We start from the raw sequence: 26305 nt of genomic DNA on the forward strand, positions 1-26305 counted from the left end.
TGTATCTCCTTCTGCGCGCCTGTTCGGGCACTGTCGTTGGCTGCGCAACCGCGCGGGTTTCACAGGGCAATCAGCCGGATCGGGCTGCCATCGGTCACGTTCAGCGCCGCACACATGGCAGGGGTGAGGGACAGCGGTTGATCGGGTTGGAAATCGAGTTCGGCAATGATTGCCCGGAAGCCGTGCAACGCGTCATTGCTCAGCAGATAACGGCCACGGGCATCGATCTGTGGCCGTTGCTGCACCGTTGCGGTCTGGCTGTGGGCAATCGATCGGATATTCGAGGTGCGCGCATACAGGGTCGGGCCGGCGTCGAACAGGTCGATGTAGCTGTTGGTTTCGAAGCCTTCTCGCTCAAGAATGTCGAACGCTTCCTGACCGTCTGGGTGGATCCGACCGATGCAGTCCTGTGCCGCTTGCGGCAGCATCGGCACGTAGATCGGGTATTGCGGCATCAGTTCGGCGAGGAACGTGCGGCTCTGCAGCCCGCACAGCCGTTCGGCTTCCGCGTAGGGCAGGTCGAAGAAATGTTTGCCCAGCGCATCCCAGAATGGCGAATGACCCTCCTCGTCGCTGTAGCCAACGATTTCGGTAATCACCGCCTCGGCAAAGCGCGTTGCGTGCGCAGCGATGAACAACAGGCGCGCCCGTGACAGCAATTCGGAGAACGGCGTGCGAACCAGGGCGGCGTCGATGTGAAAACCGCGCAGCAGCGTGTGGTCGTTGAGGTCGTGACACAGCGACAGCGCTGGCACGCCGTGTTCAATGTTCAGCTCGCGGGACGCGCTGGTGAAATGGCGGTTGCGCAGGCTGTAGAACGGCTCGTCGAAGCCTGCTTTGGCAAGAATTTCCGAGCAGCCGACCAGACGCTGGTCGTCCAGGTCTTCCAGCACGAAGAAGTAATTCTCCGGGCCGTGAGCCGCCGCTGCGCTGGCGAACGAAGCGCAGGAACCGGCAATTTTCTCGCGCAGGCGTTCGCTGTCGTCGGGCAGAGAGGTCACGCCCACCAGACTGTCGCGGGCCAATTGTTGGAGCTGGGGCAGGTCAGTCTGCTCGACTGGGCGTAAGACCAGCATGGATGTACTCCTGTATCAAAAGGTTTGGCGATGTCGCCGAACCTGACTATCACTGTCGGTTTCCACGCGATAAATCGGCGGTCGCCTGATTTGTTGTCAGACGCCGCTCTTTTTCTTGTCAGCCATTGCTCGGGTCAGGCAGCGCGGTATTGGCGCCGAGTTTGTTGAGGAAGAACAAGTACACCAGACCCAGGGCAATCCAGATCAGGCCGAGCTTCTGCGCATCGACACCCATGTTGTACATGATGGCCGCGACGATGATGAAGCCGACCACCGGGCAGATCAGGTGACGCACGACCTGACCGGACTTCTGCCGACGCCAGTAGTAGTTGATCACTGTCAGGTGCAGCAGCATGAAGCCGCTGAGCGCGCCGAAGTTGACCAGCGAGGTCAGGGTGTCGACCGAGTTGATGAACAGGTAGCAGATCACCAGCGACAGCACTGCCACCAGATAAATGCTCAGATACGGCGTGTTGTGTTTCGGGTGCACCTTGGCCAGCACTTTCGGCAGCTTGCCGTCGCGGGCCATGCCGAACAGCAGACGCGAGACGGCGGCTTGCGAGGTGATGGCCACGGCCACGCCCCAAGCCAATGCCGTGGCGACTGCGGTCAGGGTCGCCAGCCAGCTGCCGGCGGCGATTTCGGCGATTTCATAGAACGCGGTGTCGGCGGATTTGAAGCCCATGCCTGCCGCCAGATCGGTGGCGATCCAGGTTTGTGCAACGAAAATCACCCCCATGACTACCAGGGTGATCAGTGCGGCTTTGCCGACGCTCTTGCCCGGATCGCCCTTGATTTCTTCGGCGAGGGTAGAGATCGCATCGAAGCCGAGGAACGACAGCACCGCAATCGATACCGCTTGCATCAGCAGGGCGAAGTTGAAGGTTTCCGGGTGATACAGCGGCGCCAGGGTCAGCTCGCCGTTACCGCCACCGTTGTGCAGGGCATTCCACGCGTAGAACAGGAAAATGCCCAGTACCACCAGTTGTGCCAGCAGGAAGATGATGTTCATCCGAGCGGTAAAGGTGATCCCGCGCAGGTTGACAAAGGTCGCGCTGACCAGAAACGCCAGAATGAAGCCGACTTTCGGAATGTCCGGGTACAAATGGTTGAGCGCCATCGCCGCGTAGACATAGAGCAGCGGCGGAATCAGCAGGTAATCGAGCAGCATCAGCCAGCCGGCGATGAAACCGACATGCTGATTGAGGCCGCGTTGCGCGTAGGAATACACCGAACCTGCGATCGGAAACGCCTTGGCCATGCTGCCGTAGCTCAGCGCGGTGAACAGCATCGCCACCATGCCGATGATGTAGGCCAGCGGCACCATCCCCGGGGCCTCGGCGTTGACGTACCCGTACACCCCGAACGGGGCGATGGGGATCATGAAGATCATCCCGTACACCACCAGGTCGGTCAGCGTCAGGCTACGTTTCAACTCTTGCTTGTAGCCGAATTCTTCAATTTCCATGAAGCGCAACTCCTTGTCAGCCAGTCGGTCGTTTTAGTTGTTATCGGTCCATCGTTTACAGCGTCAGCAGTCTTTCATTACAGCAATGGCGCGAGGTATCCGGCCCAGCGCGATACGGCTTCGGGGCTGCGCAGCAAGTCATTGCGCACCTCGATCAGCACCGAGTCGAGGCCACGGGCATCGCCGTGTACGGGCACGGTCATGTCGCCCAGCGGATCGATCTTGTACGGCTGATTGCCGGCCACTTTCAACGGCAGTTCGCCAAGACCGTCGAGCAGGCGTTGCGCGTAGGCCTTGGCCTGACCGAACAACACGCCGACTTCCAGCGGTCGCGGCTGGCCGTAATACACTGGGGTGAAACTGTGAATCCCTACCACGCGCACCGTTTGGCCTTTAGCAACACGTTCGTCGATCAAGGTTTGCAAGCGCGCGTGAAACGGTTTGAACAGGGTCTGGCGGCGGTATTCGCGGGTGGCCTCGTCCAGCTCGCGGTTGCCCGGCACTTGATAAATCTCGCTCTGCGCCGGAATGCTGTCCGGGGCGTGGCGTGGCCGATTCAAATCGATCAGCAGGCGCGAATAGTTGGCGCTCAGCAGCGTCGCGCCGAGCATCTCTGATAGTTGCTCGGCCAGTTGCAGGGCGCCAATGTCCCAGGCGATGTGTTCGCGTGCGGCGGCATCGTCCAGGCTCAGATTGTTCAGGGCGTCGGGGATGTAGCGGCTGGCGTGTTCGCACACCAGAATCAACGGGTGCGTCGAGTCTTCGCGGCTCAGGTTATAGGCCGGTCGGGTGTACAACCCCAGCTCGGCGGATTCAGTACAGGCGTGCATAGTGCTCACACAAGTCAGCGGGCGAGAGCTGTTCCGTCAGCGCCAGTTCCTCGGTTTTCAGGGCGTAATAGGTGTCGAGCAACGGCTTGGGCAGCCATTCGCTGAAGGCGCCACTGTTGCGCAGGCAATCCAGTGCCTGGGCCAGCGAGGCGGGCAGGGCGACGATGCCCCGGGCCTTGCGTTGCTCGTCGTTGAGTGAATCGGGAATTTCATCGGTGATCGCGTTCAGCGCCAGGCGCTGTTCGATACCCAGCCGTCCGGCGATCAGCAGCGCAGCCATGGCCAGATGCGGCGAGGCAGTGGCGTCCATGGCGCGGAATTCGAGGTTGAACTGGTTGGCCACGGATTTGCCGCCGAGAGTCACGGTCGGACAGATGCGCAGCGCCGCTTCACGGTTCTGTTGGCCGAGACAAGCGTAAGAGGCGCTCCAGTGATGCGGCTGCAAACGTTCGTACGACACTGGCGTCGGCGCGGTAAACGCACACAGCGCCGGCAAGTAATGCAGGATCCCCGCCGCCCAATGCTGGCCGAGGCTCGACAGACCGTTGCTGGTACCAGCGTCGTAAAGCATCGGCTGGCCGGCCAGATCGAGCAGGCTGACGTGCAGGTGCACGCCATTGCACACCGCGTCGGCGGCGGTCTTCGGCGCGAAACTCAAGTCCAGGCCCATTTGCCGGGCGATCTCGCGGCTGATCTCGCGCACGTTGACGGCGCGATCTGCCGCTGCCACGCCAAGCGTCGGGCGGCAGGTGATTTCGTATTGGTGCTTGCCGTATTCGGGCAGAAACATTTCCGGCTCGACACCGCCGGCGCGCAGGGCGCTGAGCAGCCAGCCGCCGAACTCGGCACCCTGACGCTGGGCTTCGAGGGAGAACGCCAGATGCTCGGCGAAACCGGCGTGCAGGTTGAATTCGTGTTCGAACGCGGCGTTGACCTGCAAGCCCAGCTCATCGCGATAACGCTCGATTTCGTCGCGCAACAGCGTGCGCGGGCAGGCGCCCCACGGGCGGCCATCGGTTTCGCGGATGTCGCCGTGGATGAAATCCAGCGCCGGCGCGTCGGCGTCCGGGCCGTTGCCGACGGTGACGCGGCTGCTCAGATCGGGAATCAACCGCAGGTCACCATAAGCGCCCCACGGATTGGTCGAGGCAATGATGTCCTGCGGCGTCAACGCGCTGTTGGCCGGCACCCAGCCGCAACCGGCGGCTTGATAATGCTCAATCTCATCAGTGGGAAACGAGCGGCCACGGGTAATACCGATCAGGTCGGTGGTGACCAGCGTAGTCATCGGCAGTGGCGTCAGGCGCGTGCTCATGGCCGCATCTCCTGCAGGCGGGCGAGCACGGTGTCGGTGTCGGTGATCCAGCAGTAACCCTTGATCGCATTCAGGCAGGCATGGTGGCGCTCGGCGCTGTAGGTGGCGCATGCGTCCTCGACCAGCGTGACCAGATAGCCACGGTCGGCAGCGTCTCGCACGGCCATATCGACGCATTGATCGGTGACGATGCCAGCGATGATCAGGTGGCGGGTTTCGAGGTTGCGCAGCACGTAGTCGATGTTGGTCGAGTTGAACACCCCGGACGAGGTCTTCGGCAGGACGATTTCGTTTTCCACCGGGCTCAGGTCTTCAATGATCCTGGCCTGCACGCTGCCTTTGGGCAGGTGCATGTCCGAGAGTTTGTGGTCGAGCGAGCGGTCGCGACCGTCGGCGGTGAGGCTTTCGATAATGGTGTGCAGCACGTCCTGCCGCGCCTCGCGAAAGGCACTGAGCAAGCGACGTTGGTTGGGCACCACCTGCATGTGCGCGCGGGTCAGGAAATATTCGGCGTCGGGGTCGTTGAGGTGCGCGTCGAACTGCGGTTCGAGCCAGGCACGCTGCATGTCCACCAGCAACAGTGCGGTGTGGTCAGTGACAAACGGCAGATCCCGCGGCGAGCGGTGGGGAAGGCTGAACATCCTTATTTATCCTCCAGCAGGTGGGTGTTGAAGTCATTGCGCAGGGCATCGATGCCTTCCAGGCGATCGGCGAGGTTTTCGGTGCGCAGGGTCAGGCAGGCGATCAGCGCTTCGACCTGAGCCAGCGCCGGCACCATGGTGTCGAACGGCGAGGCTGACTCCACCGGCGCGCTGATGATCAGGTCGGCCAGTTCACGCAGCGGCGAGGCGTAGATATCGGTGAACAACACCACGCGCGCGTTGTTGTTTTTCGCCGCACTGGCGACGCGCAGTGCCTGAGTCTGGTAGCGGCGATAGTCGAACAGCAGCACGACGTCCTGACGTTGCAGATCGAACAGTCGATCAGGCAGTTGCGCGTTGTCTTCCAGCGCGAAGCAACCGGGGCGCAGCAGGCGCAGGTGATTGAGCAGGTAAGTGGCCATCAGGCTGCTGAAACGCCCGCCGAAGCAGTACACCTGATGGCGCGCGTCGAGCAGCCAGTCGGTGAGAATGCGCACGTCTTCCGGTTGCGTCAGCGATTGGGTTTCGACCAGCAGGCGATGGCTGTCGCCCAGATAGTGGCTCCAGGCGTCGTCCTTGTGCTGATGGGCGCGCGGTTGCAGCAGCGTGCGCGGCGAGCGCAAGCGGTGGTCCATGTCGCTGAGCAGCGCTTCCTGGAATTCGGCATAACCGCCGAAGCCGAGTTTTTTCACCAGCCGCACAATGGTCGGGTCGCTGACGCCGGCATGTTCCGCCAGACGCGCCATCGGTCCCAGGCCGTTGCGTGGGTACTGATCAAGCAAGGCGCGAACGACTTTGCGCTCCGACGGCGTAAGATCCAGGCCGGGATCGGTGATCAGGTCTCTAAGAGGGGGCATCCGGGCTCCTGCTGGATGAGGGTGTTGAATTCGCTTCACAATCCGTTAAAACAGTATTTATGTAACTGGCGCTACATGTCTAGTGAATTTTTTTGCGTGTTGAAAAGGTGCCAAAACATGGCGCAATGCCCGTGTAACAGGGGCTACACGTAATTCGACCGGCGTTGTAGTCCATTGCCTACAACGCTGTCAGATATTGCCGTGTTCCTGGCGTCGTCGGTTTTTGCCGGTGGCTATCCCGCCGCCCCGCAACCCTCGGTTTACGGCACAATTGCCCACAGAGCGGCTTTGTGTCGTTGATTTTCATGAAGGCCTACCGGAGCGCTGCCTGTGCAGACCACTCGTTTGACATTGATTTGCCATGCGCGAACCGTCGCACAGAAATTGGCGTGTTTTCCTACGAATGAGCCTGTTGAAAATAGTGGATTGGCGTCGGGTGCATTGGCCCTGCGTTTCGACGCCGCGCACCGCTTGATTTGCGCGCCCGAATTGCGCACACGCCAGACGGCGGCGTGGTTTGGCGCGGATGCGCAGATCGACGAGGCATTGCGCGATTGTGACTGGGGCCATTGGCACGGGATGTCGATCAAGGATCTGCAACGCTCGGAAGACGCCGCGCTGCATGCCTGGCTGGAAGATCCCCACGCCATGCCCCATGGTGGTGAGTCGGTGGCGCAGTTGTGTGATCGCGTGGCGCAGTGGCTGACCAGCCTGCAAGCCACGCCGGGGCATTTAGTGGCGGTGACGCATCCGTTTGTCATCCGCGCCGCGCTGATTCACGTGATGCGCGGTTCGGCGTTTCATGACATTGATGTCGAACCGTTGTCAGCGGTCGAATTGCACTTCACTGGGCGCTGGCGCCTGCGTCTGCCGAGACTCGACGTTAAAGGAGCACTTTGATGAAACAACTGCTGGTAATCGGCATCGGGGCCGGTAACCCCGACTACATCACGATGCAGGCGGTGAAGGCGCTGAATCGGGTCGACGTGTTTTTTCTGATGGATAAAGGTCAGAGCAAGGACAAGCTGATCGACCTGCGCCGTGAGATCTGTGAGCGCTACATCGACGAGCCCGACTATCGCTTCGTCGAAGCCCACAGCCCCGAACGCGAACGGGGCGATGTCGACTATACGGCCAGTGTCGATGACCTGAACCGTGCCAAGCAGCAGACCTTCGAACGCCTGATCAATGACCAATTGTCTGACGGTCAGTGCGGCGGTTTCCTGGTGTGGGGCGACCCGGCGTTGTACGACAGTACTGTGCGCATCCTCCAGGCGATTCTTGCCTCGGGCGCGTGTGCCTTCGAGTTTGAGGTGATTCCCGGGATCACCAGTGTTCAGGCGCTGGCGGCGCAGCATAAGGTGCCGTTGAATACGATCGGCCGTTCCATTGAAATCACCACCGGGCGGCGTTTGGCGGCAGGGCAGGTGAGTGATACGGACAGTCTGGTGGTGATGCTCGATGCTGAGGATTCGTATCACCGGGTGGCCGATCAGCAGACCGAGATTTACTGGGGCGCTTACCTCGGCACGCCGGACGAGATTTTGATCAGCGGCAGGCTGGCGGATGTCGCGGATGAGATCGAGCGGGTGCGCAAGGCTGCGCGGGGGGAGCATGGGTGGATCATGGATACGTATTTGTTGCGCAAGCCCTAGATTTTAGCTGGCCGGGCTGGCCCCTTCGCGAGCAAGCTCGCTCCCACATTTTGAAATGCGTTGCTCGCGAAGGGGCCGCAACATTCAAAGCCGATTTCTAACAGGCAAAAAAACACCCGGTGCAACGCAAGTCGCACCGGGTTTTTGTTGCCAGAAAACAGCGGATGTCGTGGATCCGCCATTCACTGTTGAACCCTGGTTATGCGCGTTCCAGCGCCAGTGCCACACCCTGACCGCCGCCGATGCACAGGGTCGCCAAACCCTTTTTCGCATCACGCTTGATCATTTCATGCAGCAGGGTCACCAGCACGCGGCAACCCGATGCACCGATCGGATGGCCCAACGCGATGGCGCCGCCGTTAACGTTGACCTTGTCCAGATCCCATTGCAGATCCTTGGCCACTGCCAGCGATTGTGCGGCGAAGGCTTCGTTGGCTTCGATCAGATCGAGCTGGCCGATGTTCCAGCCAGCCTTGTCGAGGCAGCGGCGGGTGGCCGACACCGGGCCGATGCCCATGATTGCCGGATCAACGCCTGCGTTGGCGTAGGCGGCGATTTTCGCCAGAACCGGCAGGCCGAGGACTTTGGCTTTCTCGGCGCTCATCAGGATGACCGCTGCGGCGCCGTCATTCAGCGACGAAGCGTTGCCAGCCGTGACGCTGCCGTCCTTTTTAAAAGCCGGACGCAGTTTTGCCAGGGATTGTGCGGTGGTGTCGCCGCGCGGCTGTTCATCAACCTTGAACGCCACCGGATCGCCTTTGCGCTGCGGGATCAGGATCGGTGTGATCTCATCGACAAAGCGGCCGGCCTCAATGGCGGCAGCCGCTTTCTGCTGAGAAGCGGCGGCGAAGGCGTCCTGCTGCTCACGGCTGATCTCGTATTTGTCGACCAGATTCTCGGCGGTAATGCCCATGTGGTAATCGTTGAACGCATCCCACAGGCCGTCGCTGATCATGGTGTCGACGATTTGTGCGTGACCCATGCGCAGACCGGTGCGTGCGCCCGGCATCACATAGTTGGACAGGCTCATGTTTTCCTGGCCGCCCGCAATAATCACCTCAGCGTCGCCGCAACGGATCGCCTGTGCGCCGAGGTGCAGTGCCTTGAGACCCGAACCGCAGACCTTGTTCAGGGTCAGCGCCGGCACGGCGTGGGGCAGGCCAGCCTTGATCGCCGACTGACGCGCCGGGTTCTGGCCGGCGCCGGCGGTCAACACCTGGCCCATGATCACTTCATCGACCTGCGCACCGTCCAGACCGGTTTGTTCGAGCAACTGGCGGATCACCGCCGCGCCCAGATCCACCGCGGACACGCTGGCCAGAGAACCCTGGAAACTGCCGATCGCGGTACGCGTGGCGGCAACAATTACGACGTCTTGCATTTTCGAATTCCTCACTGGGCAGCGAACTGCATTTCCGGTACGTGATCCGGGACGATCAGTTTACCAGCGGTTTTGGCGACGATTTCCTCGACGCTGACGCCAGGTGCGCGTTCCTTGAGGACAAAAGCGCCATTTTCGATTTCCAGATAGGCGAGGTCGGTCAGCACGCGTTTGATGCAACCGGCACCGGTCAGCGGCAGGCTGCATTTGGCGAGCAGCTTGGACTCACCATCCTTGGAGGCGTGGGTCATGATCACGATGATGTTGTCGGCGCCGGCCACCAGGTCCATCGCGCCGCCCATGCCCTTGACCAGTTTGCCGGGGATCATCCACGAGGCGATGTTGCCTTCGACGTCGACTTCGAACGCGCCGAGCACGGTCAGGTCGACATGGCCGCCGCGAATCATCGCAAAGGACTCGGCGGAGTTGAAAATCGACGCGCCGATGCGTGCGGTCACGGTCTGTTTGCCGGCGTTGATCATGTCGGCATCAATGGTGTCTTCAGTCGGGAACGGACCCATGCCGAGCAGGCCGTTCTCCGATTGCAGCATGACTTCCATGCCTTCGGGAATGTAGTTGGCGACCAGGGTCGGAATGCCGATGCCGAGGTTCACATAAAAGCCGTCCTGCATTTCGCGGGCGACGCGCTGAGCCATTTGTTCGCGGGTAAGTGCCATGTTTTTATTCTCCGTCAGCCTGAATTATTTGCGGATGGTGCGCTGTTCGATGCGTTTTTCGAACGTGCCGCAAATGACCCGATCGACGTAGATGCCCGGGGTGTGGATCTGCGATGGATCGAGTTCGCCGGGTTCGACGATTTCTTCCACTTCAACCACGGTGATCTTGCCGGCGGTGGCGGCCAGCGGGTTGAAGTTCTGCGCGGTGTGACGGTAGACGACGTTGCCGAAGTGGTCGGCTTTCCAGCCTTTGACGATGGCGAAGTCGCCAGTGATGGATTCTTCCATCAGGTATTTGCGACCCTTGAATTCACGTACTTCCTTGCCTTCGGCGACCGGGGTGCCGACGCCGGTGGCGGTGAAGAAGGCCGGAATGCCAGCGCCGCCCGCGCGCATTTTCTCGGCGAGGGTGCCTTGCGGGGTCAGGATGACTTCGATGTCGCCCTTCAGCAGTTGCTCTTCGAACAGCTTGTTTTCGCCGACGTAGGAGGCGATGACTTTGCTGATCTGACGATCGGTGAGCAGCACGCCGAGGCCGAAACCGTCGACGCCGCAGTTGTTGGAGACGACGGTGAGGTCGCGGGTGCCTTTGCGCTTGATCTCGGCGATCAGGTTTTCCGGAATGCCGCACAGACCGAAGCCGCCGGCGATAACGGTCATGCCGTCCTCAAGCCCGGCCAGGGCTTCCTCGTAGGAACTCACGCGCTTGTCGAAACCTGCCATATGCACCTCTTTTATTATTTGCGGGCGGCTGGCTAGCCGAATGGTTGGAGTGTCTCGCCGGTGGATATATTTGTTAAGTTGATTTTTAAGGTTGATTGATTGATAAAGCTCAATAGTCGCGTTACGGCTTGCCGCTTAACGCTTGTAGCTTACAACTGGAGCGAAGCGACCATGACCATCAAACAGATCCGCGCCTTTCTCGCCGTTGCCCAGAGCCTGAGTTTTGCCTTGGCCTGCGAGCGTCTGCACCTGTCGCAATCGGCGTTGAGCCTGACCATCAAAGCGCTGGAAGAGGGCCTGGGCGGTCGCCTGTTCAGCCGCAACACCCGCAACGTCGCGCTGACTGCCGAAGGTGAATCCTTGCTGCCACTGGCGCGACGGCTGATCGCCGATTGGGACAACGCCGAAGACGAAATGCGCCAGCGCTTCAGCTTGCAGCGCGGGCGAGTGACACTGGCAGCGATGCCGTCGTTCGCCGGCAACCTGCTGCCGCCGATCCTCAAGACATTTCGCGCGCGCTATCCGAACGTCAACGTCACGGTTAACGACGTGATCAACGAGCAAGTGCTGGAGATGGTTCGTGATCGTCAAGTCGAACTGGGCGTGGCGTTCGAGCCGATGCAAAACACCTCAATGACCTTTACGCCGTTGTACACGGATCGCTTCGTCGCGGTGGTGTCGAAGGATTCGCCACTGGCGCAGCGCGGCGAGATTGACTGGCAGACGTTGTTGCAGGAGCCGTTTATTACCTTGCAGCGGCCCTCGACGGTGCGGGTGATGCTCGAAGAGCACTTGCAGGCGCGGGGCATGAAGTTGCCGGTGGAGTTTGAAAGCCATCAATTGGCGACGGTCGGGAGGATGGTTGCCAGCGGACTGGGGGTCAGTGCCGTGCCAGCGTTGTGCGCCGGGCAGATGCAGGAGCTGGGCGCGCATTGCCTGACGCTGGATGACTCGGTGGAGCGTGCGATTGGCGTGCTGACTGAGCCGGGCAATGAACTGTCGGCGGCGGCGCAGGCGTTGTTTGACATTCTCAAGGCTGAAGATCTGAGTCGACTGTGAGATCTACCCCCTCCACCCCAGCCCTCTCTCCCAGGGGCGAGGGGGAAAGGGAGCCAATTGGGGATTTCTCAAAGCCTGAGTTCGACTCGGTATTTTCAGGCCGCCGTATTCAGACCTGACAACTCGATCAGTTCCCTCTCCCTTGGGAGAGGGCTAGGGTGAGGGGCTGGGCCTTAAGTCGAACCTGGATTGCAGCAACTCACCGAATCAGCTGCAGTACCAATAAAGGCAACAGCTGTTCACACGACGCTTCAATCTTCAAATCCAGCAAATCATCCGCGCGGGTCTTGCCCAGATTGATCGCAATCAACGGTTTACCGCGATCGGAGATCACCCGGCACAAACGAAACGCCGAATACGCCATCAATGAAGACCCCACCACCAACATTCCCGAAGCATTTTCTGCCGCCGCCATCGCCCGCGCTGCCGTGTGCTGCGCAACGTTCTCGCCGAAAAACACCACGTCCGGTTTCATACGCTCGCCAGCGCAATGCGGGCAGTGCGGTACCTGAAAGCGCGCCTCGAACGCCGGGTCGAGCAGGGTGTCGCCATCCGGTGCCTGTACCGCGTCCACCCCGGCCAGATACGGATTGTGCAATTCCATCAGTTGTTGAATCGCGTCGCGCTCGCTGCGCAGACCGCAGTCCAGGCACAACACCCGGTGCAGGCTGCCGTGCAGTTCGATCACATCGTGACTGCCGGCCTGATCGTGCAGGGTGTCGACGTTCTGGGTGATCAAGTCGCTGATCAGTCCTTGGCGCTGCAAACCGGCCAACGCTTCGTGTGCAGCATTCGGCTGTGCCTGACGCACCCTCGGCCAGCCAAGCATGGCCCGCGCCCAATAGCGGCGGCGCGACTCGGAGGCGGCGAGGAATTCCTGGTACATCATCGGCTGCCGGCCACGGCGCACGCCCTCGCTGTCGCGGTAATCCGGAATGCCCGAGGGCGTGCTGATGCCGGCCCCGGTCAATACGATGAAATCGCCATCAGCCATCACCTCTTGCAGGGTGTCGAGGTGTTCGCGGGTCGAGCTGTCGAGCATGGTCAGCGCTCCGGTGAAGGACGTTGCCAGCAGGTTAGCACGCGGCCCGCGCGGGTTACTTGCGCGCCTCCAGAATCAGGTTGAACGGCGTTTGGGTGGCCCGGCGGAACTGCTTGAATCCAGCCTCGACAAACACTTTACGCAAGCGCATTTCCCCGGCTTGCGCACCCAGGCCGAGGCCGACTTCCTGAGACAGCGAGTTCGGTGTGCAGATAAACGTCGAAGCCGCGTAAAACAGCCGCCCGACCGGGTTGATGTTGTCGTCCAGCGTGTCGTTGGCGAACGGTTCGACGAGCAACACCGTGCCGTCGTCTTTAAGCGACTCGTAGGCATGACGGGCAGCACCGACCGGGTCGCCCATGTCGTGCAGGCAGTCGAAATAGCAGATCAGGTCGTAGTCGTTGCCGGGGTAGCTTTTCGCCGAACCCTGGAAGAACTTCGCCCGGCTGCTGACCCCACCTTCCTCGGCGCGCTGGGTGGCAACGGTGATCGAGGGCGCGTGATAGTCGTAGCCGACGAAGCGCGAGTTGGGAAACGCCTGAGCCATGATCACCGTTGACGCGCCATGGCCGCAGCCGATGTCGGCGACTTTGGCGCCTTCCTCCAGTTTGGACACCACACCGTCCAGCGCCGGCAGCCATTCGGCGATCAGGTGACCTTTGTAGCCGGGCCGGAAGAACCGCTCGGTGCCGGTGAACATGCACGGATGGTGATCGCCCCAGGGCAGAGCGCCGTTGCCGCGCATGGCTTTGACCAGTTTGTCTTTGTCGTGGAAAAACGATGCCACCACGCCGAGACCGCCAGCGACGTAGACTGGCGAGTCCTCGACGGCCAACGCCAGCGCCTGTTCTTCCGGTAAACGAAATTGGCCGTCGTGGTGCTCCATGTAACCGGACGCCGCGTGGGCGCTGAGCCATTCGCGCACCAGACGCGGATTGCACGTGGTTTTGGCGGCGAGGGCATCGGCGCTGATTGGTTGACTGTCGGCCATGGCCCGGTACAAACCGAGTTCTTCGCCGACGATGACATTGGCCAGCATCGCCGCGCCGCCCATGTCGTTGACCAGTTTGCCCATGAATTGGTTGAGCTTCGCCTCGTCCATCATGTGTGCTCCTGAAACAGGATCACGGTCCGGCGGCGTCGAAGGTCGAGGCGTGCGCCACCGGGCGGTGGTCACGGAGTTGGGCAGGGCACCGCTGACGTCCTGCGTCCCCCTCGACTGGGTAATAAAGGAGTCTAGCCCCGGTCTGGGGGGGACGCTGGATTTGTGAACACTGAAATACCTGTGGGAGTGAGCCTGCTCGCGAAGAGGCCGGCACAGTCAACATCCTTGTCGATTGTTCAGCAGTCTTCGCGAGCAGGCTCGCTCCCACAGGTTATTCGGCGTGTATCACTGTGTATCGCGGTTGTGGAGAGATACATCGGGCTGCAAATGTTTAGTCAGTTGCACACACCAGCGATACAGCCAGCGCTTCAACTGGAGAAAACCCACTGCTGAGGTACTCCCTATGCAAACGCCTGTCTCATCACTGCAACCGAGCGTCGGCCTCGGCCTGCGCCGTGGCCTGCTCAAAGACCTGCAAACCGCTCGCACCGGCGATTTCGATTTCCTCGAAGTCGCCCCGGAAAACTGGATCGGCGTCGGCGGCGCCCATGGCGCGGCGTTGCGTGAACTGGCCGAACGCTACCCGTTGTCCTGTCACGGCTTGTCGCTGTCCCTTGGCGGGTCGGCACCGCTGGATGTCGGGTTCTTGCAGGAAGTGCGGGTGTTTCTCGACCATTACAACGTGCCGCTGTACAGCGAACACCTGAGTTATTGCAGCGATGACGGGCATCTTTATGACCTGCTGCCATTGCCGTTCACCGAAGAGGCAGTGCATCACGTCGCTGCGCGCATCCGTCAGGCTCAGGACATTCTGGGTCGGCGTCTGGCCGTGGAAAACGTCTCCTATTACGCTGCGCCGCGTCAGGACATGGACGAAGTGACTTTCACCAACGCCGTGCTGCACGAGGCCGATTGCGACCTGCTGCTGGACGTCAACAACGTTTACGTCAATGCGATCAACCACGGTTTTGATCCGCAAGCATTTCTAGCCGGTATCGAGCCGGGCCGGGTGGTCGGCATGCATGTGGCCGGGCATTTCGATGAGTCCGATACGTTGAAAATCGACACCCATGGCGCCTCGGTAAAACCGCAGGTCTGGGCATTGCTGGCGGAGGCCTACGCGCGGTTCGGCGCGCAGCCAACGTTATTGGAGCGGGATTTCAACTTCCCGGCATTCTCCGAACTGATTGCCGAGTTGCAGACCATTCGCCACTTGCAAGCGGGAGGTCGCCATCGTGGATAACCTGATGTTGCAACAACAGGCGCTGACCCGATATTTGCGTGATCCCGAACATCAATCACCACCGGCCGAAATGAATGCGGCGCGGGTTAACGTTTATCGCGACCTGGTATTCAACAACCTGTCGCAATTGTTGCGCGGCACCTTCCCGTTGTTGATCCGAATCATTGGTGAACAACGCTGGAGCTTGTTGGTGAGAGGTTTCTTGCGCGACTGGCGGGCGCAGACCCCAAGGTTCGGCGAGATTGCCGAAACCTTTCTCGACTATCTCGCCACCCGACCGCAGGTAATGCGCGAAGGTGAGTGGCCGGCGTTTTTGCTGGAGCTGGCGCATTACGAATGGGTCGAGATGGTTTTGCAGCAGTCTGATGCTCAAGCGCTGCTGCCGACAGATCCGGCGATGTTGCTGGAGCGGCCGCTGCAAATCTCGCCGCTGGCCTGGCCGTTGGCGTATGAGTGGCCTGTGCATGAACTCGATCCGAACCATCAGCCCGCCACGCCACCGGACCAACCGACGTTTTTGCTGGTGCGGCGTACGGCCGACTGGAGTGTGAAGTTTTCCGAACTGAGCCCGCTGACCTGGCGCTTGCTGCAGCGCATTGACGAGTATCCCGTCCTTGTTGGCTGTCGGCAGTTGCAAGCTTTGGCCGTGGAGGCGGGGGTGGCCGCAACCGCTGCGTTCATGGACAAGGGATTGATATTGCTGCGGCAATTGCATGAGGACGGCGTGCTCGGTAGCGTCGTTTGAATCAATGGGCAGGCAACCACGACGGCGGGCAGGGATGCTGCCGATAGAAGATGCGCAGTTGCGCCATATCGCGTGTGAACCCATCGATGAGCCATTGGCGATAGTGCGTCTGGGCAGGCACTTGCAAGGCCGGCCGGCGAAGAAGATCCGCCACCGCTTGCGCGGCTTGCATGCCGCTCATCATCGCTTTGAGTACGCCGTGGGAAGACGCCGGGTCGAGCCGGTTGGCGGCATCACCCACCAGAAAATAACCGGCACCGGCGGTGGCCGGGGTGAGGCGCCAGGTCACATCGGCGCCACGCACGGCCCTCACCGCGGGCAATGATTGCAGGGTGGAGGGGAGCATCACCGACCGAGTGTTGCGTTCGAAGGTCAGGCGCGTCCAGTGCAGCAAACGATCCTCAATCTGGGCGATCCACGTCCACCCATCAGGGTCGGCCAGCAAGTGTGCTGTCGTGGCATAGGCTGCGTTATAGCCTTGCAAGTAGCCGTAGCGTGCGACCAGCGATGCAGAACAATTGTGGGTCGTCAGACCGAGTTGGCGGCTCAGCCAGTCGCGAGCGCCGCTGGCATCGATCAGGCAGGTTGCGTAGAGGCAGCCGCTGTCGGTATCGACGCCGATCACTCGATTGGCCTGAGTCAGCACCCGTAGTGCCCGGCAGGGCTGGTTTACCTCAACGCCCAAAGAAACGGCTCGCGCCAGCAATGTCGCGTCCAAATGCGCTCGCTCGAGATGAAAGCCCCGCCAAATGCCGCAGTCATCGGCGCCAAAAGCGTTGAAGCGCGGCGCGCCGTTCCACGTTACCCAGTGGCCGTCAAAGCGCCGGGCCGACGGGCCGCACAACTGCTCGGCGACTCCCAGTTGCTGCAGCAGCGGTTCGATGCCCGGATGCAGGCTTTCGCCGGGGCGAAACCGTGGGAACGCCTGCCGTTCGATCAAGGCCACGTGCAAGCCATGCCGTGCGCAACTGATTGCCGTTGCGCATCCCGCAGGGCCGGCGCCGACGATCACCACATCAAAGTGCTTCATCGGCGACCTGCCACGGCAGCGTGTCGGTTTTGATCAGGATCGCATCGGCGCTGAGCAACAGAATCACCAACGCTTCGACTTCGACGTGGCGCAACCTGAAATCGCTTTCAGCGATCTGCACGGCGCCGCGCTTGTACAGCAAAAAGCGCTGCACCCAGCCGTCGAGGACCTGCCCGGACTCCGCCTGCGCAATGTCCAGTTCGGCATTCGGCCGCTGCACTTCAATGAACGACAACAGCGGCCATGTGTTGCGCAAGGGGTTGTCGCTGGCGGCGCCGAGCGCGCGGTACACGCGATACATCGACAGCACGCGCCGTTGATACGCCGTTTGCGAGGTGTGACCGGTCATGCCCAGGGAAAACAGGTTATCGAGAGCCACTTGTGTGTAATCGGCATGGGCGTACGCGCGGTATTGGGCGAACAATCGATTGTCATGCGTGATCAGTTGTGGGGCGCGCTGGTGATCCCAGGCCACACCACCGCCCATGCCGATTTCGTCATCGGTCAGGGGAATGATGCTGTGCAGGGTCGAGCGCGGCTCGAACACCCGCGCCGAATCCGGTGCCACGCCGGGCCAGAAAGAACCTAGCGCCGCGCAAATCTTCGCATCCTCGGGAAACGGACTGGCCATCTGATAACCGGCGAGGACGTTGATCCATTCGTCGTCCGCAGTCCGCTGACGAACCCAACCGACCTCCCAGCCCGGCCCGAAAACCCCCGCGGCGCCGTCGGGCAGCGAGGTCGGGCGCGACGGCGACGGCGACGGCGACGGCAGTGTGCTGGTGGATTGCAGCATGCCGGTTTGATCGGCGAGACCGACGATGGCGCTCACTCCACGATCGGCGGGGGAAAACAGGTGATCCTGCAAGTCCAGGTTGGCGCAGTAGCGGACATTGGAAAGGGCTTCCAGTCGGGCGTGCCAGAGACCGGTACTCGGTAACGTCGGCTCGTCGCTGATCCAGTGCAACAGCTTGCGTTGACTGCACAGCGGATAGAAATCCGGAGAGCCGATCACCGAATACGCTGCCACCGTCGGCAAACTGTTTTCCAGCGTCGGGCAGCGTGGCCGCACCCAGCCATCGGCGGTGCCGTCCTGATAGTGCAAGGCGCGATAACCGCCCTGACGCACCAGTTCCTCGACATTCTCATGCTCGTTCAGGTCTTCGATACTGCCATCCGCCTCGACCCGGTGACGCCCGTGAATCATGCCGCCGGTATTGGCCGGCATCACAAAGGATAACGGTTGACCCTGATATACGACCGGCTCGACCAGCCGTGTTCTGGCGTCGGGCACCAGCAACCCCGCGCCGACATCGGTAACCGCTGCCCAATGCGCCAGATTATCGGTAACGACGAAGGGCGGCTGGCTGATCTGCGGTTCCTGCCAGCCGGTGCCGCTGTGGCGTAAATGGATATGCCGCAGTTTTTCGTTGATCTGGTGGTTGTCCAGCGTCACGTTCAGCGTCATGTCTTCCAGGCATTGCGAGCCATTGAACAACTTGTGCAACGGTACCCAGAAATCCAGTTCGGCATCGATGTCCGCCTGGAAATCCATTGGCCCGAAGCGTTCGGCATCGCCCTTCAGTTGCATGGCGATGTAGGCGCTGTATCGAACTGGCATCACTCGAATGCCGTGCGGGTCATCGTCGACGAACGGCAAAAAGCAGCGCAGTTTCGCGTCGTAGCGCGCGGCGGCGGTGCCGACGCGGGCAATGCCGGTACGCGAGAAACACAAGTCGGCATGCCGGCCATGCACGGTGTCGGCGGCGCAGCGATATTCGCTGGCGAACGCGACCATTGCCAACGGTGCGCCCCGGGCTTTGTGGCGAAGGTTGTCGAGCGTGGGAGGGCTGACGCTGAAGACATAGTCGAGCACCGTCTCGATCTCAGCGGCAGTGGGAAACAGCTGCAATGTTTGCCCGTTCTCATCACAAATGACCCGTGGCGAGGCCAATGCGTGAAAGAGCAGGCTGCGCGCCGGTGCCCCGGCTTCGATCGCGCGGCTCCCGGCCAGTGCGAAATCGGCAAACCCGTGCAATGAACGATCAATGTTCAGTGGCTTTTTCAATTCCGCCGCCAACGGGTCGGCGAGCAGGTCCAGGCCATGGGCGAGCATCAGCGAATGCCAGCCGCCGGGCGCCAGTCGCCTGCACACTTGAGTGACGGATTCGAGTTGATTCATGTTGCGCCTCGGCAGGTTGGGCCAATCGTCATGGAACCGCAGCCCGGCGCTGATTCGCCACTGTCAGATCTGACAGTGGCGACCAGCGGTGATCAGTGCAGGACGGGCAGCACAACGATAAGCGCCCCGACGAAGACGCACAGTCAGCGGATTCTGATGAAGTCGTAGGCATTGGCGCTGTGGTGCGCAGGCTACCGACCGGCGCCTGTCGGTAGCGTTTAAACAAGCGCCGTTGAAATGTTCAGGGTTGCAGCGGCAACTTCAACTCAGCGCACAACCCGCCACCCTCGCGGTTGCTCAAGGTCAGCGAGCCACCCAGCGCCATGGCCAGTTGCTGGGCGATAGCCAACCCCAGTCCGGTGCCGCCGGTATCGCGATTACGCGAGTTTTCCACGCGGTAGAATGGTTGCAGCACTTGCGCCAGTTCGGCGTCGGCGATGCCCGGGCCACGATCCATGACAGTGATCGCCAGACTGCCCTTGTTGGCTTCGACCCAGACTTCGGCGGCGCCGGCGAATTTCAGTGCGTTGTCGGTCAGGTTTACCAATACCCGGCGCAAGGCATGGGGCCGGGTGTCGATGACCGTTGCACTCTTGCCGACCAGTTGCACCTGCTTGCCCATGTCCTGATAGTCGAACACCAGGCTTTCGAGAAAGGAATCCATGTTGGTGCGGCGGCTTTCCTCGGTCGAGCCATGAATGCTGCGGGCATAAGCCACGCCTTCGCGTACCAGATGCTCCATCTCGCTGAGGTCATTCCACAGTTTGTCTTTCTCGGAGGAGTCGTCCATGAACTCGGCGCGCAGTTTCATCCGCGTGATCGGCGTTTGCAGATCGTGGGAAATCGCCGCAAGCAGTTGCATGCGCTCTTTGAGGTAGGCAGCGATGCGCGCCTGCATCGTGTTGAACGCCCGCGCCGCGTACACCACTTCGTTCGGGCCGCTTTCGTCGAGGTGGATCGGGTGGGCGTTGGGGTCAAGGGTTTCCACGGCGTTGGCCAGCCGGGTCAACGGGCGGATCGCAATACGCACCGCCAGCCAGGTGCAGGCGATCATCAACGCCAGTTGGCCGAGCAAGACCACCGGCAACCAGGGCGACAACGGGGCCATGGCGGGGCGCACGTCGATGGTCACCGGGCTGCCGTCGCTCAGGCGCAGATGACCCTGAAAGTGTTTCTTCGGCCCGGGAATATCGGTGAAGGTCAGCGGATAGCGTTCACCGATGGCTTCGGTGATCGAGGTAACGGCCACCGGCACATCATTCGCCTCAATCGGCGTGCCCGGTTCGCCTGTGCTCAACAGGTAACCGTAATTGGCTCGTGCCAGACGTGTAAGCCAGTCGGGGCGCTCGTTGGCGGGCAAGCGATCAAGGATCGCAATCGAGGTCGACACGTCGTTTTCCAGATTGCCGAGCATGGTGTTTTTCGCGCTTTGGTAACGCTCGTAATACTGCGCGCCGAACGACAGCGCCTGAGCGAGCAGCAAGCCGATCAGGAAAATCAGCGACAGGCGCGAGGCGAGGGTGCGTGGCCAGTGTAGATTGACGCTCATGCCGGGGCACCGAGAATTTCGACCGGCAGCGAGAACACGTACCCCTCGCTGCGCACGGTCTTGATGTAGGCCGGCTCGCGCGCATCATCGAGCAGACGCTGACGCAAGCGGCTGACCAGCAAATCGATCGAGCGGTCAAACAGATCGGCGTCGCGGCCCTGGGTCAGATTGAGCAGTTGGTCGCGGCTGAGCACCCGTTGCGGGTGATCGAGAAACACCCTTAGCAATCGATACTCGGCACCACTGAGGGCGACCATGGTGCCGTCCTTGTCCAGCAAATGACGGGCCGAGGTGTCCAGTTGCCAACGCCCGAAAGCGAGCAAACGGCCGGCTTCGGTGACCACCAGATTCGGCGGCAGCATCCGTGTGCGGCGCAGCACGGCGTTGATCCGCGCGAGCAATTCGCGGGCGGCGAACGGTTTGGTCAGGTAATCATCGGCGCCCATTTCCAGGCCGATGATGCGGTCGGTTTCATCGTTGCGCGCGGTCAGCATCAGCACCGGCGTGGCCTTGTGTTTGCCCACCCGCAGTTCGCGACAAAGCTGCAGGCCATCGTCGCCGGGCATCATGATGTCGAGCACGATCAGGTCGACGGTGTTGGCTTCGAGAAAGCTGCGCATCTGCCGGCCATCGGCGACCACCGTGGTGCGCAGGCCGTTTTTCTTCAGGTAGTTGCCCACCAGTTCACGGATCTCGCGGTCGTCGTCGACGATGAGAATGTGATCGACATGATCCATCGGTTCAAGCCTCAGTCAGAAGGGGAATGCCGTGCAGTCTATAGAGCCTTCACTGGCTCGCCTGCCTGCCTTTGTATTGCAGTGTATCTGCCGTATCGGTGGATACACGGGAACGCAAAAACGCGAATTTTCCAGGGTTTTGTATCGCTGTGTATCCCCCAATGCCAGGGATACACAGCGATTGAAACGCGCCTGTTCCTGACACAGACGCGATACCTCGCGAGCCTCAAATAGGTTCCATCGAGGCCCACACGGATCGCCTCGGCTCAAACCCACTGAAGCCTTGAGGAAAACGCCATGAACAACAAATCCGTAATCGCCGCCTGCCTGTTTGCCGCCCTGAACATCTGCACGCTGTCGGCCCGCGCCGAAGCCGATGTCACCGCGCAAACCTACACCTACGGCACCCACCTGGATATCCAGAAAGTGATCTCGCTAAAACAGGACAATTCGGTGACTTGCGGGATTGTCGAGGCGCGCATGACCTACCTCGATTCGGCCGGCCAGACCCGCGTACTCGATTACAGCAAATTTGCCGACGGCTGCAACAACGACAACTGAGTCATCACTCTTTATAGAAGGAAACAACCATGAACAACGTTTCGCGCTTTTTGACCGCCATCGCCTTCTCCCTGGCTGGCGTCGCCGCCCATGCCAACGCCGCGGTTGAACAGCATAGCTGCCACAGCAGCAGCTGCTTCCAGCTGACGCCAGTGGCCAAGCAGGGCAGCGATGGCCTGATTGCAGCGGACGGTTCCAGCCGCACACCGCAGGGCCAGATGTTTGCCGAGAACGGCGCCAGCCGTACGCCGCAGAGCCATTGGCTGGAAAGCCAGAACGTCTGAATGGCTCGTCACATTCATTGATCAAGGGTGACTCACCATGTACCTCATCGCATTTCTCGGCGGTCTGCTGACCGTGCTCAGCCCCTGCATCCTGCCGGTGGTGCCGTTTCTGTTTGCCGGCGCCCAACGCAGTCGCGCTTCGATACTGCTGACCCTCGGCGGAATGGCGTTGACCTTCGCGCTCATCTCCAGCCTCGCCGTGGTCAGCAGCGAATGGGTGATCCAGGCCAGCAACAGCGGACGTTACGTCGCACTGATCGTGATGAGCGTGTTCGCCCTGTCGCTGATTTCGGCACGCGTCGGCGACTGGCTGACGCGACCTTTCGTGATGCTCGGCAACCGCCTCGATCCGGACACCCGGAAAAAGGCCGGGCCGATGGCTTCGATCATGCTCGGCGTGGCCACGGGCCTACTGTGGGCACCCTGCGCCGGGCCGATTCTCGGCGTGATCCTCACCGGTGCCATGCTGCAAGGCGCCAACGCGCAGACCAGCCTGTTGCTGCTGGCCTACGGCGCCGGCAGTGCATTGTCGCTGGGTACGTTGATTTTCACCGGACGCAACGTGGTCAATCGCCTGAAACCGTCGATTCCGTTCACCGGTTGGTTGCGCCGTGGTGCCGGTGTTGCGGTACTGGCGGCGGCGGCGGTGATTGCCACCGGCTTCGATAAAACCTTGCTGGCGAAGACCTCCTCTGAAGGCGCCGCCAGCGTCGAAAAAAGCGTGTTGGAGAACGTGCCAAAAGTGGTCGACTACGTCATCAGCAAAGTCCGCGCGGACTCGCCGATGGAGCAGGGCAACGGTGCGATGCCGTCACTGGCCGGCGCCGTGCAGTGGTTGAATTCACCCCAGCTGAACACTGAATCCCTGCGCGGCAAAGTCGTGCTGGTGGACTTCTGGACCTACGACTGCATCAACTGCCAGCACACCCTGCCATACGTCAAAGACTGGGCGAAGAAATACGAGAAGGACGGCCTCGTGGTGATCGGCGTCCACACCCCGGAATACGGTTACGAGCGGATCATTGACAACGTTCGGGATCAGGTGAAAAAACTCGGCATCACCTATCCGGTGGCCATCGATAACAACTATGCGATCTGGCGCAACTTCGACAATCAGTACTGGCCGGCGCATTATCTGATCGACGCCAAGGGACAGGTGCGTTACAGCCACTTCGGTGAAGGTCGCTACGAAGCGCAGGAGCAGATGATCCAGCAGTTGCTGAAGGAGGCGAAGGCGCCTGCCGCTTGATCAACAGAACCAATGGCTCAGAGGTCGCGCACCATGAGCCATTGTTCGTTGTCCCAGGCGCGAAAGCGCTCCAGGACTTGCCAGCCGCGCTTGGCGTAGTAGTCCTGCTTGCTTTGCGTATGCAGGTACAAACGTGCAAACCCGCAGTCTTTCGCCTCCTGACAAATCCCTGCAATCAAGCGTTCTGCCAGTCCTTGCCCGCGCGCTTCAGGGCTGACAAACACGCAGGCCAGCCAAGGCCCGAGATCGGGCCGCAGGGCGAGGTCATCGCGTGCCAACGCGGCGCCGCCGACCAGATGTTCACCGTCCATGGCGATCAGGCAGGACCAGTCACCATTGCGTTGGCCCTCGGCAAATTCACGCTGCCATGCGGCCAGCGGGTGATCGACGTATTCGTAGGGGAATTGTTGATGGATCCATTGCGCATAACGGTCGCTGTGGTGCATGTGATGCGCGAGCCAATCGAGTTTCAGTGTCATCGGTCGAGTCCTTTGCAGAAGCGAGGGAGCATCAGAAACCAATCCCCCAACCTTGGCAATCCTCAAGGTGTTCCAGACCCTTTACAGATTTCCACCGCTCATCGGCAAACCCTCGGTTTTACAGGGTTGCCAGACGATTGGCAGGGACGCCGAGCGGTCTCGGCGCGATAGTGCGTGAGCAGGGTCACTGCCGGCCCTGCCACATAAAAAGAACGCGAGGTTGCCATGCCGAAGTTCGTGATTGAACGCGAGATTCCAGGAGCCGGAAAGCTGTCGGAAGCAGAGCTCAAAGCCGTGTCGCAAACGTCTTGTCAGGCGTTGCGCGATCTCGGTCCGCAGGTGCAGTGGCTGCAGAGTTACGTCACCGCTGACAAGGTCTATTGCGTGTACATCGCACCTGACGAAGAGCAGGTACGCGAACACGCCAGGCTTGGAGGATTTCCTGCCAACAGTGTGGCGCGTGTGATGACGGTCATCGATCCGACGACGGCCGAATGAGCACCGCCCCCACCCGCAGCGGAGTTCACTCTTATGAGTACCCCGATTGATCTGACTGCCTTGAAAGAACGCCAGAAAGTCGCCTGGGCCAGTGGCGATTACGCCGTGATTGGCACGACGTTGCAAATCGTCGGCGAAAACCTCGCCGAAACCTGCGATCTGCGTTGCGATGAGGAGGTGCTGGATGTCGCTGCCGGAAACGGTAATGCGACGCTGGCGGCGGCGCGGCGCGGTTGTCTGGTGACGTCGACCGATTACGTCGCGGCGCTACTGGAACGTGGCCAGGATCGTGCCCGCGCGGAGCATCTGGACGTGACGTTTCAGGTGGCCGATGCTGAAGCGCTACCGTTCGCCGAGGAGAGCTATGACGCCGTGCTGTCGACCTTTGGCGTAATGTTCGCACCGGATCAGGACAAGGCTGCTGCCGAACTGGGCCGGGTTTGTCGCCGTGGCGGGCGGATCGGTCTGGCCAACTGGACACCGGAAGGTTTCGTTGGCCAGATGTTCAAGATTCTCGGCCGTCATTTGCCACCACCTGCCGGTGCACAACCGCCCTCGAACTGGGGCTCAGATGCGTGGTTGCACAAGCATTTCGATGACCGCGATTTTCTGCTGCGTGTGACGCGGCGCGAGTTCAATTTTCGCTATCGCTCGGCCGCGCACTTCATCGACATTTTCCGCCATTGGTACGGGCCTGTGCACAAGGCCTTTGCAGCACTGCCACCGGAAAGCGGGCAGGCGCTGGAAAGTGATCTGGCGGATTTGCTCAATCGTTTGAATCGGGCGGGGGAGAGTTCGCTGGTGGTGCCGAGTGAATATCTGGAGGTGGTGATCATTAAACGCTGAATGAAGATCTCCTGTAGGAGTGAGCCTGCTCGCGATAGCGGTCTGTCAGTTGAATATTTTTCGACTTATAGACCGCTATCGCGAGCAGGCTCACTCCTACATTGGATTTGTGTTGGTTCTGGAGCCTATTTCAGGTGTGGCCGATCAAACCATTCCAGCGCCGTGCGCCAGATGCAGATCCCCAAAAAGTACGCCGACATCAGCAACCACAAACCCATCACCAACGGATTGATCACCGGGTGATTCAGCACCAGCGACAGACTGCACAGCAGCCAGATCGCCGTCACCGCAATGTTGATCGGCATGAACCGGCGCACACGGAACGGGTGCAGGAACTTCATCCGCGTCACGGTCAGCAGCGCCAGGCCGATCACCGTCAGGAAGGTAATCCACGGCCCCGGCCCGATGATGTACAGGCACAGCGCGACCACATTCCACGCCGCCGGAAACCCGACGAAGTAGTTGTCCTTGCTCTTCATATTGACGTTGCAGAAACAGAACAGCGACGACACCAGAATCAGCGACACGGTCAGCAGCAGGGTGTAGTCGGGCAATGGAATGTAGCGATAGATGAACAGCGCCGGAATGAACACGTACGTCAGGTAATCGATCACCAGATCAAGGATCGAACCGTCGAAGCTCGGCAGCACCGATTGCACATTAACCTTGCGCGCCAGTGCGCCGTCGAGGCCGTCGACAATCAGCGCCACGCCCAGCCACATCAGGCAGTGGGTCGGCTGGTTTTCCAACAGGGCGAGGGTAGCCAGAAAAGCAGTGACCACGCCGGTCGCGGTAAAACCATGGGCGCCCCATGCTTTGAGCCTGGCGATGTGTACGGTCGATATCACGGGGGCGTTCTCCAGAAAGTGAAGCAAGCCGGGTACCACCCTTGGACAACAAGGGCGCCGGCAAACCGGGTCGGGGTTGCAGCTATCGACCGGTCTGGCCGGGATAAGGTTCACCATTGATCAATCTTAGCTGGCCGGCGAAAAAAAACTCGGGCGAAATCCGCCAGCCCCTTGAGTGTCAGCCAAACGGTGCTGGCGCTATGGCTTGAGGGGTCTATCGTTGCC

The 26305-nt window shown here is 60.8% G+C and carries 27 protein-coding genes; 10 read left to right on the forward strand and 17 right to left on the reverse strand.

Annotation, left to right across the window (positions count from 1 at the left end; genetic code table 11):
- Nucleotides 1-59: 59 nt before the first annotated feature.
- From ACZ0A4_RS05835 to ACZ0A4_RS05860, 6 genes are all read right to left on the reverse strand, one after another.
- Nucleotides 60-1076, reverse strand: coding sequence for an arginine N-succinyltransferase (locus ACZ0A4_RS05835; protein ID WP_463573531.1), 1017 nt, complete (start codon nucleotides 1074-1076; stop codon nucleotides 60-62).
- A 118-nt stretch (nucleotides 1077-1194) separates the two neighbouring features.
- The gene (locus ACZ0A4_RS05840; RefSeq protein WP_141129837.1) at nucleotides 1195-2544 is read right to left on the reverse strand and encodes an APC family permease; all 1350 of its coding nucleotides are present in this window, start codon (nucleotides 2542-2544) and stop codon (nucleotides 1195-1197) included.
- A 77-nt stretch (nucleotides 2545-2621) separates the two neighbouring features.
- Complete coding sequence (locus ACZ0A4_RS05845; protein WP_463573532.1) at nucleotides 2622-3374, reverse strand: N-formylglutamate amidohydrolase; 753 nt, start codon at nucleotides 3372-3374, stop codon at nucleotides 2622-2624.
- A complete protein-coding gene (locus ACZ0A4_RS05850) occupies nucleotides 3358-4689 on the reverse strand; it encodes a type I glutamate--ammonia ligase (protein ID WP_463573533.1) in 1332 nt (443 codons plus the stop codon). The genes ACZ0A4_RS05845 and ACZ0A4_RS05850 overlap by 17 nt, the downstream gene beginning before the upstream one ends.
- The gene (locus ACZ0A4_RS05855) at nucleotides 4686-5330 is read right to left on the reverse strand and encodes a cysteine hydrolase family protein (RefSeq protein ID WP_463573534.1); all 645 of its coding nucleotides are present in this window, start codon (nucleotides 5328-5330) and stop codon (nucleotides 4686-4688) included. The genes ACZ0A4_RS05850 and ACZ0A4_RS05855 overlap by 4 nt, the downstream gene beginning before the upstream one ends.
- Before the next feature lie 2 nt (nucleotides 5331-5332).
- A complete protein-coding gene (locus ACZ0A4_RS05860) occupies nucleotides 5333-6187 on the reverse strand; it encodes a MurR/RpiR family transcriptional regulator (RefSeq protein WP_007919561.1) in 855 nt (284 codons plus the stop codon).
- Between the two features lie 330 nt (nucleotides 6188-6517).
- Between ACZ0A4_RS05860 and ACZ0A4_RS05865 the strand changes: the two genes are divergently transcribed.
- On the forward strand, nucleotides 6518-7087 hold the full coding sequence (locus ACZ0A4_RS05865) for a histidine phosphatase family protein (RefSeq protein ID WP_463573535.1): 570 nt from the start codon (nucleotides 6518-6520) through the stop codon (nucleotides 7085-7087).
- Complete coding sequence (gene cobF, locus ACZ0A4_RS05870) at nucleotides 7087-7842, forward strand: precorrin-6A synthase (deacetylating) (protein ID WP_463573536.1); 756 nt, start codon at nucleotides 7087-7089, stop codon at nucleotides 7840-7842. The genes ACZ0A4_RS05865 and cobF overlap by 1 nt, the downstream gene beginning before the upstream one ends.
- 199 nt (nucleotides 7843-8041) lie before the next feature.
- On the opposite strand, the gene ACZ0A4_RS05875 is transcribed toward cobF, so the two are convergent.
- The 3 genes from ACZ0A4_RS05875 to ACZ0A4_RS05885 are packed head-to-tail and all read right to left on the reverse strand — an operon-like array spanning nucleotide 8042 to nucleotide 10623.
- Nucleotides 8042-9223, reverse strand: a complete 1182-nt coding sequence (locus tag ACZ0A4_RS05875) for an acetyl-CoA C-acetyltransferase (RefSeq protein WP_463573537.1) — start codon at nucleotides 9221-9223, stop codon at nucleotides 8042-8044.
- Nucleotides 9224-9234: 11 nt separating this feature from the next.
- Complete coding sequence (locus tag ACZ0A4_RS05880) at nucleotides 9235-9900, reverse strand: CoA transferase subunit B (protein WP_122599988.1); 666 nt, start codon at nucleotides 9898-9900, stop codon at nucleotides 9235-9237.
- A 24-nt stretch (nucleotides 9901-9924) separates the two neighbouring features.
- Nucleotides 9925-10623, reverse strand: coding sequence for a CoA transferase subunit A (locus tag ACZ0A4_RS05885; protein WP_007919568.1), 699 nt, complete (start codon nucleotides 10621-10623; stop codon nucleotides 9925-9927).
- 171 nt (nucleotides 10624-10794) lie between these two features.
- Here ACZ0A4_RS05885 and ACZ0A4_RS05890 point away from each other — a divergent pair, with 171 nt between their 5' ends.
- Nucleotides 10795-11682: a LysR substrate-binding domain-containing protein gene (locus ACZ0A4_RS05890; RefSeq protein ID WP_463573538.1), complete on the forward strand. Its 888-nt coding sequence runs from the start codon at nucleotides 10795-10797 to the stop codon at nucleotides 11680-11682.
- 199 nt (nucleotides 11683-11881) lie between these two features.
- Here ACZ0A4_RS05890 and ACZ0A4_RS05895 read toward each other — a convergent pair whose 3' ends face one another.
- Nucleotides 11882-12724 (reverse strand): NAD-dependent protein deacetylase, encoded by an 843-nt coding sequence (locus ACZ0A4_RS05895; RefSeq protein ID WP_463573540.1) that lies wholly within the window; start codon nucleotides 12722-12724, stop codon nucleotides 11882-11884.
- A gap of 55 nt (nucleotides 12725-12779) precedes the next feature.
- Complete coding sequence (locus tag ACZ0A4_RS05900; RefSeq protein WP_463577492.1) at nucleotides 12780-13826, reverse strand: class I SAM-dependent methyltransferase; 1047 nt, start codon at nucleotides 13824-13826, stop codon at nucleotides 12780-12782.
- Nucleotides 13827-14232: 406 nt separating this feature from the next.
- Here ACZ0A4_RS05900 and ACZ0A4_RS05905 point away from each other — a divergent pair, with 406 nt between their 5' ends.
- Together ACZ0A4_RS05905 and ACZ0A4_RS05910 are read left to right on the forward strand one after the other, a co-directional pair.
- Entirely contained in the window at nucleotides 14233-15072 is an 840-nt protein-coding gene (locus ACZ0A4_RS05905) for an HvfB family MNIO-type RiPP peptide maturase (RefSeq protein WP_463573542.1), read from the forward strand.
- Nucleotides 15065-15817, forward strand: coding sequence for an HvfC family RiPP maturation protein (locus ACZ0A4_RS05910; RefSeq protein ID WP_463573543.1), 753 nt, complete (start codon nucleotides 15065-15067; stop codon nucleotides 15815-15817). Before ACZ0A4_RS05905 ends, ACZ0A4_RS05910 begins: the two co-directional genes overlap by 8 nt.
- 1 nt (nucleotide 15818) lies before the next feature.
- On the opposite strand, the gene ACZ0A4_RS05915 is transcribed toward ACZ0A4_RS05910, so the two are convergent.
- From ACZ0A4_RS05915 to ACZ0A4_RS05930, 4 genes are all read right to left on the reverse strand, one after another.
- Nucleotides 15819-16847 carry an NAD(P)/FAD-dependent oxidoreductase gene (locus tag ACZ0A4_RS05915; protein WP_463573545.1) on the reverse strand — a complete coding sequence of 343 codons (1029 nt, stop codon included), beginning with the start codon at nucleotides 16845-16847 and terminating at the stop codon, nucleotides 15819-15821.
- Nucleotides 16834-19029: a hypothetical protein gene (locus ACZ0A4_RS05920; RefSeq protein WP_463573546.1), complete on the reverse strand. Its 2196-nt coding sequence runs from the start codon at nucleotides 19027-19029 to the stop codon at nucleotides 16834-16836. The genes ACZ0A4_RS05915 and ACZ0A4_RS05920 overlap by 14 nt, the downstream gene beginning before the upstream one ends.
- 241 nt (nucleotides 19030-19270) lie before the next feature.
- Nucleotides 19271-20578, reverse strand: coding sequence for an ATP-binding protein (locus tag ACZ0A4_RS05925; RefSeq protein ID WP_463573547.1), 1308 nt, complete (start codon nucleotides 20576-20578; stop codon nucleotides 19271-19273).
- The gene (locus ACZ0A4_RS05930; protein ID WP_007919579.1) at nucleotides 20575-21315 is read right to left on the reverse strand and encodes a response regulator; all 741 of its coding nucleotides are present in this window, start codon (nucleotides 21313-21315) and stop codon (nucleotides 20575-20577) included. The genes ACZ0A4_RS05925 and ACZ0A4_RS05930 overlap by 4 nt, the downstream gene beginning before the upstream one ends.
- A gap of 297 nt (nucleotides 21316-21612) precedes the next feature.
- Between ACZ0A4_RS05930 and ACZ0A4_RS05935 the strand changes: the two genes are divergently transcribed.
- Genes ACZ0A4_RS05935 through ACZ0A4_RS05945 form a run of 3 tightly spaced genes read left to right on the forward strand, consistent with a single transcriptional unit; the run spans nucleotide 21613 to nucleotide 23409 of the window.
- Nucleotides 21613-21876, forward strand: coding sequence for a DUF2790 domain-containing protein (locus tag ACZ0A4_RS05935; RefSeq protein WP_463573549.1), 264 nt, complete (start codon nucleotides 21613-21615; stop codon nucleotides 21874-21876).
- A 29-nt stretch (nucleotides 21877-21905) separates the two neighbouring features.
- A complete protein-coding gene (locus ACZ0A4_RS05940; protein WP_463573550.1) occupies nucleotides 21906-22160 on the forward strand; it encodes a hypothetical protein in 255 nt (84 codons plus the stop codon).
- A gap of 37 nt (nucleotides 22161-22197) precedes the next feature.
- Nucleotides 22198-23409: a cytochrome c biogenesis protein DipZ gene (locus ACZ0A4_RS05945; RefSeq protein WP_463573551.1), complete on the forward strand. Its 1212-nt coding sequence runs from the start codon at nucleotides 22198-22200 to the stop codon at nucleotides 23407-23409.
- Between the two features lie 17 nt (nucleotides 23410-23426).
- Here the strand turns inward: ACZ0A4_RS05945 and ACZ0A4_RS05950 are convergent, their stop codons facing one another.
- A complete protein-coding gene (locus ACZ0A4_RS05950; RefSeq protein WP_463573552.1) occupies nucleotides 23427-23888 on the reverse strand; it encodes a GNAT family N-acetyltransferase in 462 nt (153 codons plus the stop codon).
- A gap of 225 nt (nucleotides 23889-24113) precedes the next feature.
- Between ACZ0A4_RS05950 and ACZ0A4_RS05955 the strand changes: the two genes are divergently transcribed.
- Both ACZ0A4_RS05955 and ACZ0A4_RS05960 read left to right on the forward strand, forming a co-directional pair.
- A complete protein-coding gene (locus ACZ0A4_RS05955) occupies nucleotides 24114-24386 on the forward strand; it encodes a DUF4242 domain-containing protein (RefSeq protein WP_034152514.1) in 273 nt (90 codons plus the stop codon).
- 33 nt (nucleotides 24387-24419) lie between these two features.
- A complete protein-coding gene (locus tag ACZ0A4_RS05960; protein ID WP_463573554.1) occupies nucleotides 24420-25232 on the forward strand; it encodes a class I SAM-dependent methyltransferase in 813 nt (270 codons plus the stop codon).
- A gap of 125 nt (nucleotides 25233-25357) precedes the next feature.
- Here ACZ0A4_RS05960 and pcsA read toward each other — a convergent pair whose 3' ends face one another.
- Nucleotides 25358-26080 (reverse strand): phosphatidylcholine synthase, encoded by a 723-nt coding sequence (pcsA, locus tag ACZ0A4_RS05965; RefSeq protein ID WP_463573555.1) that lies wholly within the window; start codon nucleotides 26078-26080, stop codon nucleotides 25358-25360.
- Nucleotides 26081-26305: the final 225 nt, after the last annotated feature.

Source organism: Pseudomonas sp. AC172 (assembly GCF_979258595.1).

Coding starts and splice junctions, on each gene's coding strand:
- ACZ0A4_RS05835 (WP_463573531.1), bottom strand. CDS start 1,076: ATGCTGGTCTTACGCCCAGTCGAGCAGACTGACCTGCCCCAGCTCCAA.
- ACZ0A4_RS05840 (WP_141129837.1), bottom strand. CDS start 2,544: ATGGAAATTGAAGAATTCGGCTACAAGCAAGAGTTGAAACGTAGCCTG.
- ACZ0A4_RS05845 (WP_463573532.1), bottom strand. CDS start 3,374: ATGCACGCCTGTACTGAATCCGCCGAGCTGGGGTTGTACACCCGACCG.
- ACZ0A4_RS05850 (WP_463573533.1), bottom strand. CDS start 4,689: ATGAGCACGCGCCTGACGCCACTGCCGATGACTACGCTGGTCACCACC.
- ACZ0A4_RS05855 (WP_463573534.1), bottom strand. CDS start 5,330: ATGTTCAGCCTTCCCCACCGCTCGCCGCGGGATCTGCCGTTTGTCACT.
- ACZ0A4_RS05860 (WP_007919561.1), bottom strand. CDS start 6,187: ATGCCCCCTCTTAGAGACCTGATCACCGATCCCGGCCTGGATCTTACG.
- cobF (WP_463573536.1), top strand. CDS start 7,087: ATGAAACAACTGCTGGTAATCGGCATCGGGGCCGGTAACCCCGACTAC.
- ACZ0A4_RS05875 (WP_463573537.1), bottom strand. CDS start 9,223: ATGCAAGACGTCGTAATTGTTGCCGCCACGCGTACCGCGATCGGCAGT.
- ACZ0A4_RS05880 (WP_122599988.1), bottom strand. CDS start 9,900: ATGGCACTTACCCGCGAACAAATGGCTCAGCGCGTCGCCCGCGAAATG.
- ACZ0A4_RS05885 (WP_007919568.1), bottom strand. CDS start 10,623: ATGGCAGGTTTCGACAAGCGCGTGAGTTCCTACGAGGAAGCCCTGGCC.
- ACZ0A4_RS05890 (WP_463573538.1), top strand. CDS start 10,795: ATGACCATCAAACAGATCCGCGCCTTTCTCGCCGTTGCCCAGAGCCTG.
- ACZ0A4_RS05895 (WP_463573540.1), bottom strand. CDS start 12,724: ATGCTCGACAGCTCGACCCGCGAACACCTCGACACCCTGCAAGAGGTG.
- ACZ0A4_RS05900 (WP_463577492.1), bottom strand. CDS start 13,826: ATGGACGAGGCGAAGCTCAACCAATTCATGGGCAAACTGGTCAACGAC.
- ACZ0A4_RS05905 (WP_463573542.1), top strand. CDS start 14,233: ATGCAAACGCCTGTCTCATCACTGCAACCGAGCGTCGGCCTCGGCCTG.
- ACZ0A4_RS05915 (WP_463573545.1), bottom strand. CDS start 16,847: ATGAAGCACTTTGATGTGGTGATCGTCGGCGCCGGCCCTGCGGGATGC.
- ACZ0A4_RS05920 (WP_463573546.1), bottom strand. CDS start 19,029: ATGAATCAACTCGAATCCGTCACTCAAGTGTGCAGGCGACTGGCGCCC.
- ACZ0A4_RS05925 (WP_463573547.1), bottom strand. CDS start 20,578: ATGAGCGTCAATCTACACTGGCCACGCACCCTCGCCTCGCGCCTGTCG.
- ACZ0A4_RS05930 (WP_007919579.1), bottom strand. CDS start 21,315: ATGGATCATGTCGATCACATTCTCATCGTCGACGACGACCGCGAGATC.
- ACZ0A4_RS05935 (WP_463573549.1), top strand. CDS start 21,613: ATGAACAACAAATCCGTAATCGCCGCCTGCCTGTTTGCCGCCCTGAAC.
- ACZ0A4_RS05940 (WP_463573550.1), top strand. CDS start 21,906: ATGAACAACGTTTCGCGCTTTTTGACCGCCATCGCCTTCTCCCTGGCT.
- ACZ0A4_RS05945 (WP_463573551.1), top strand. CDS start 22,198: ATGTACCTCATCGCATTTCTCGGCGGTCTGCTGACCGTGCTCAGCCCC.
- ACZ0A4_RS05950 (WP_463573552.1), bottom strand. CDS start 23,888: ATGACACTGAAACTCGATTGGCTCGCGCATCACATGCACCACAGCGAC.
- ACZ0A4_RS05955 (WP_034152514.1), top strand. CDS start 24,114: ATGCCGAAGTTCGTGATTGAACGCGAGATTCCAGGAGCCGGAAAGCTG.
- ACZ0A4_RS05960 (WP_463573554.1), top strand. CDS start 24,420: ATGAGTACCCCGATTGATCTGACTGCCTTGAAAGAACGCCAGAAAGTC.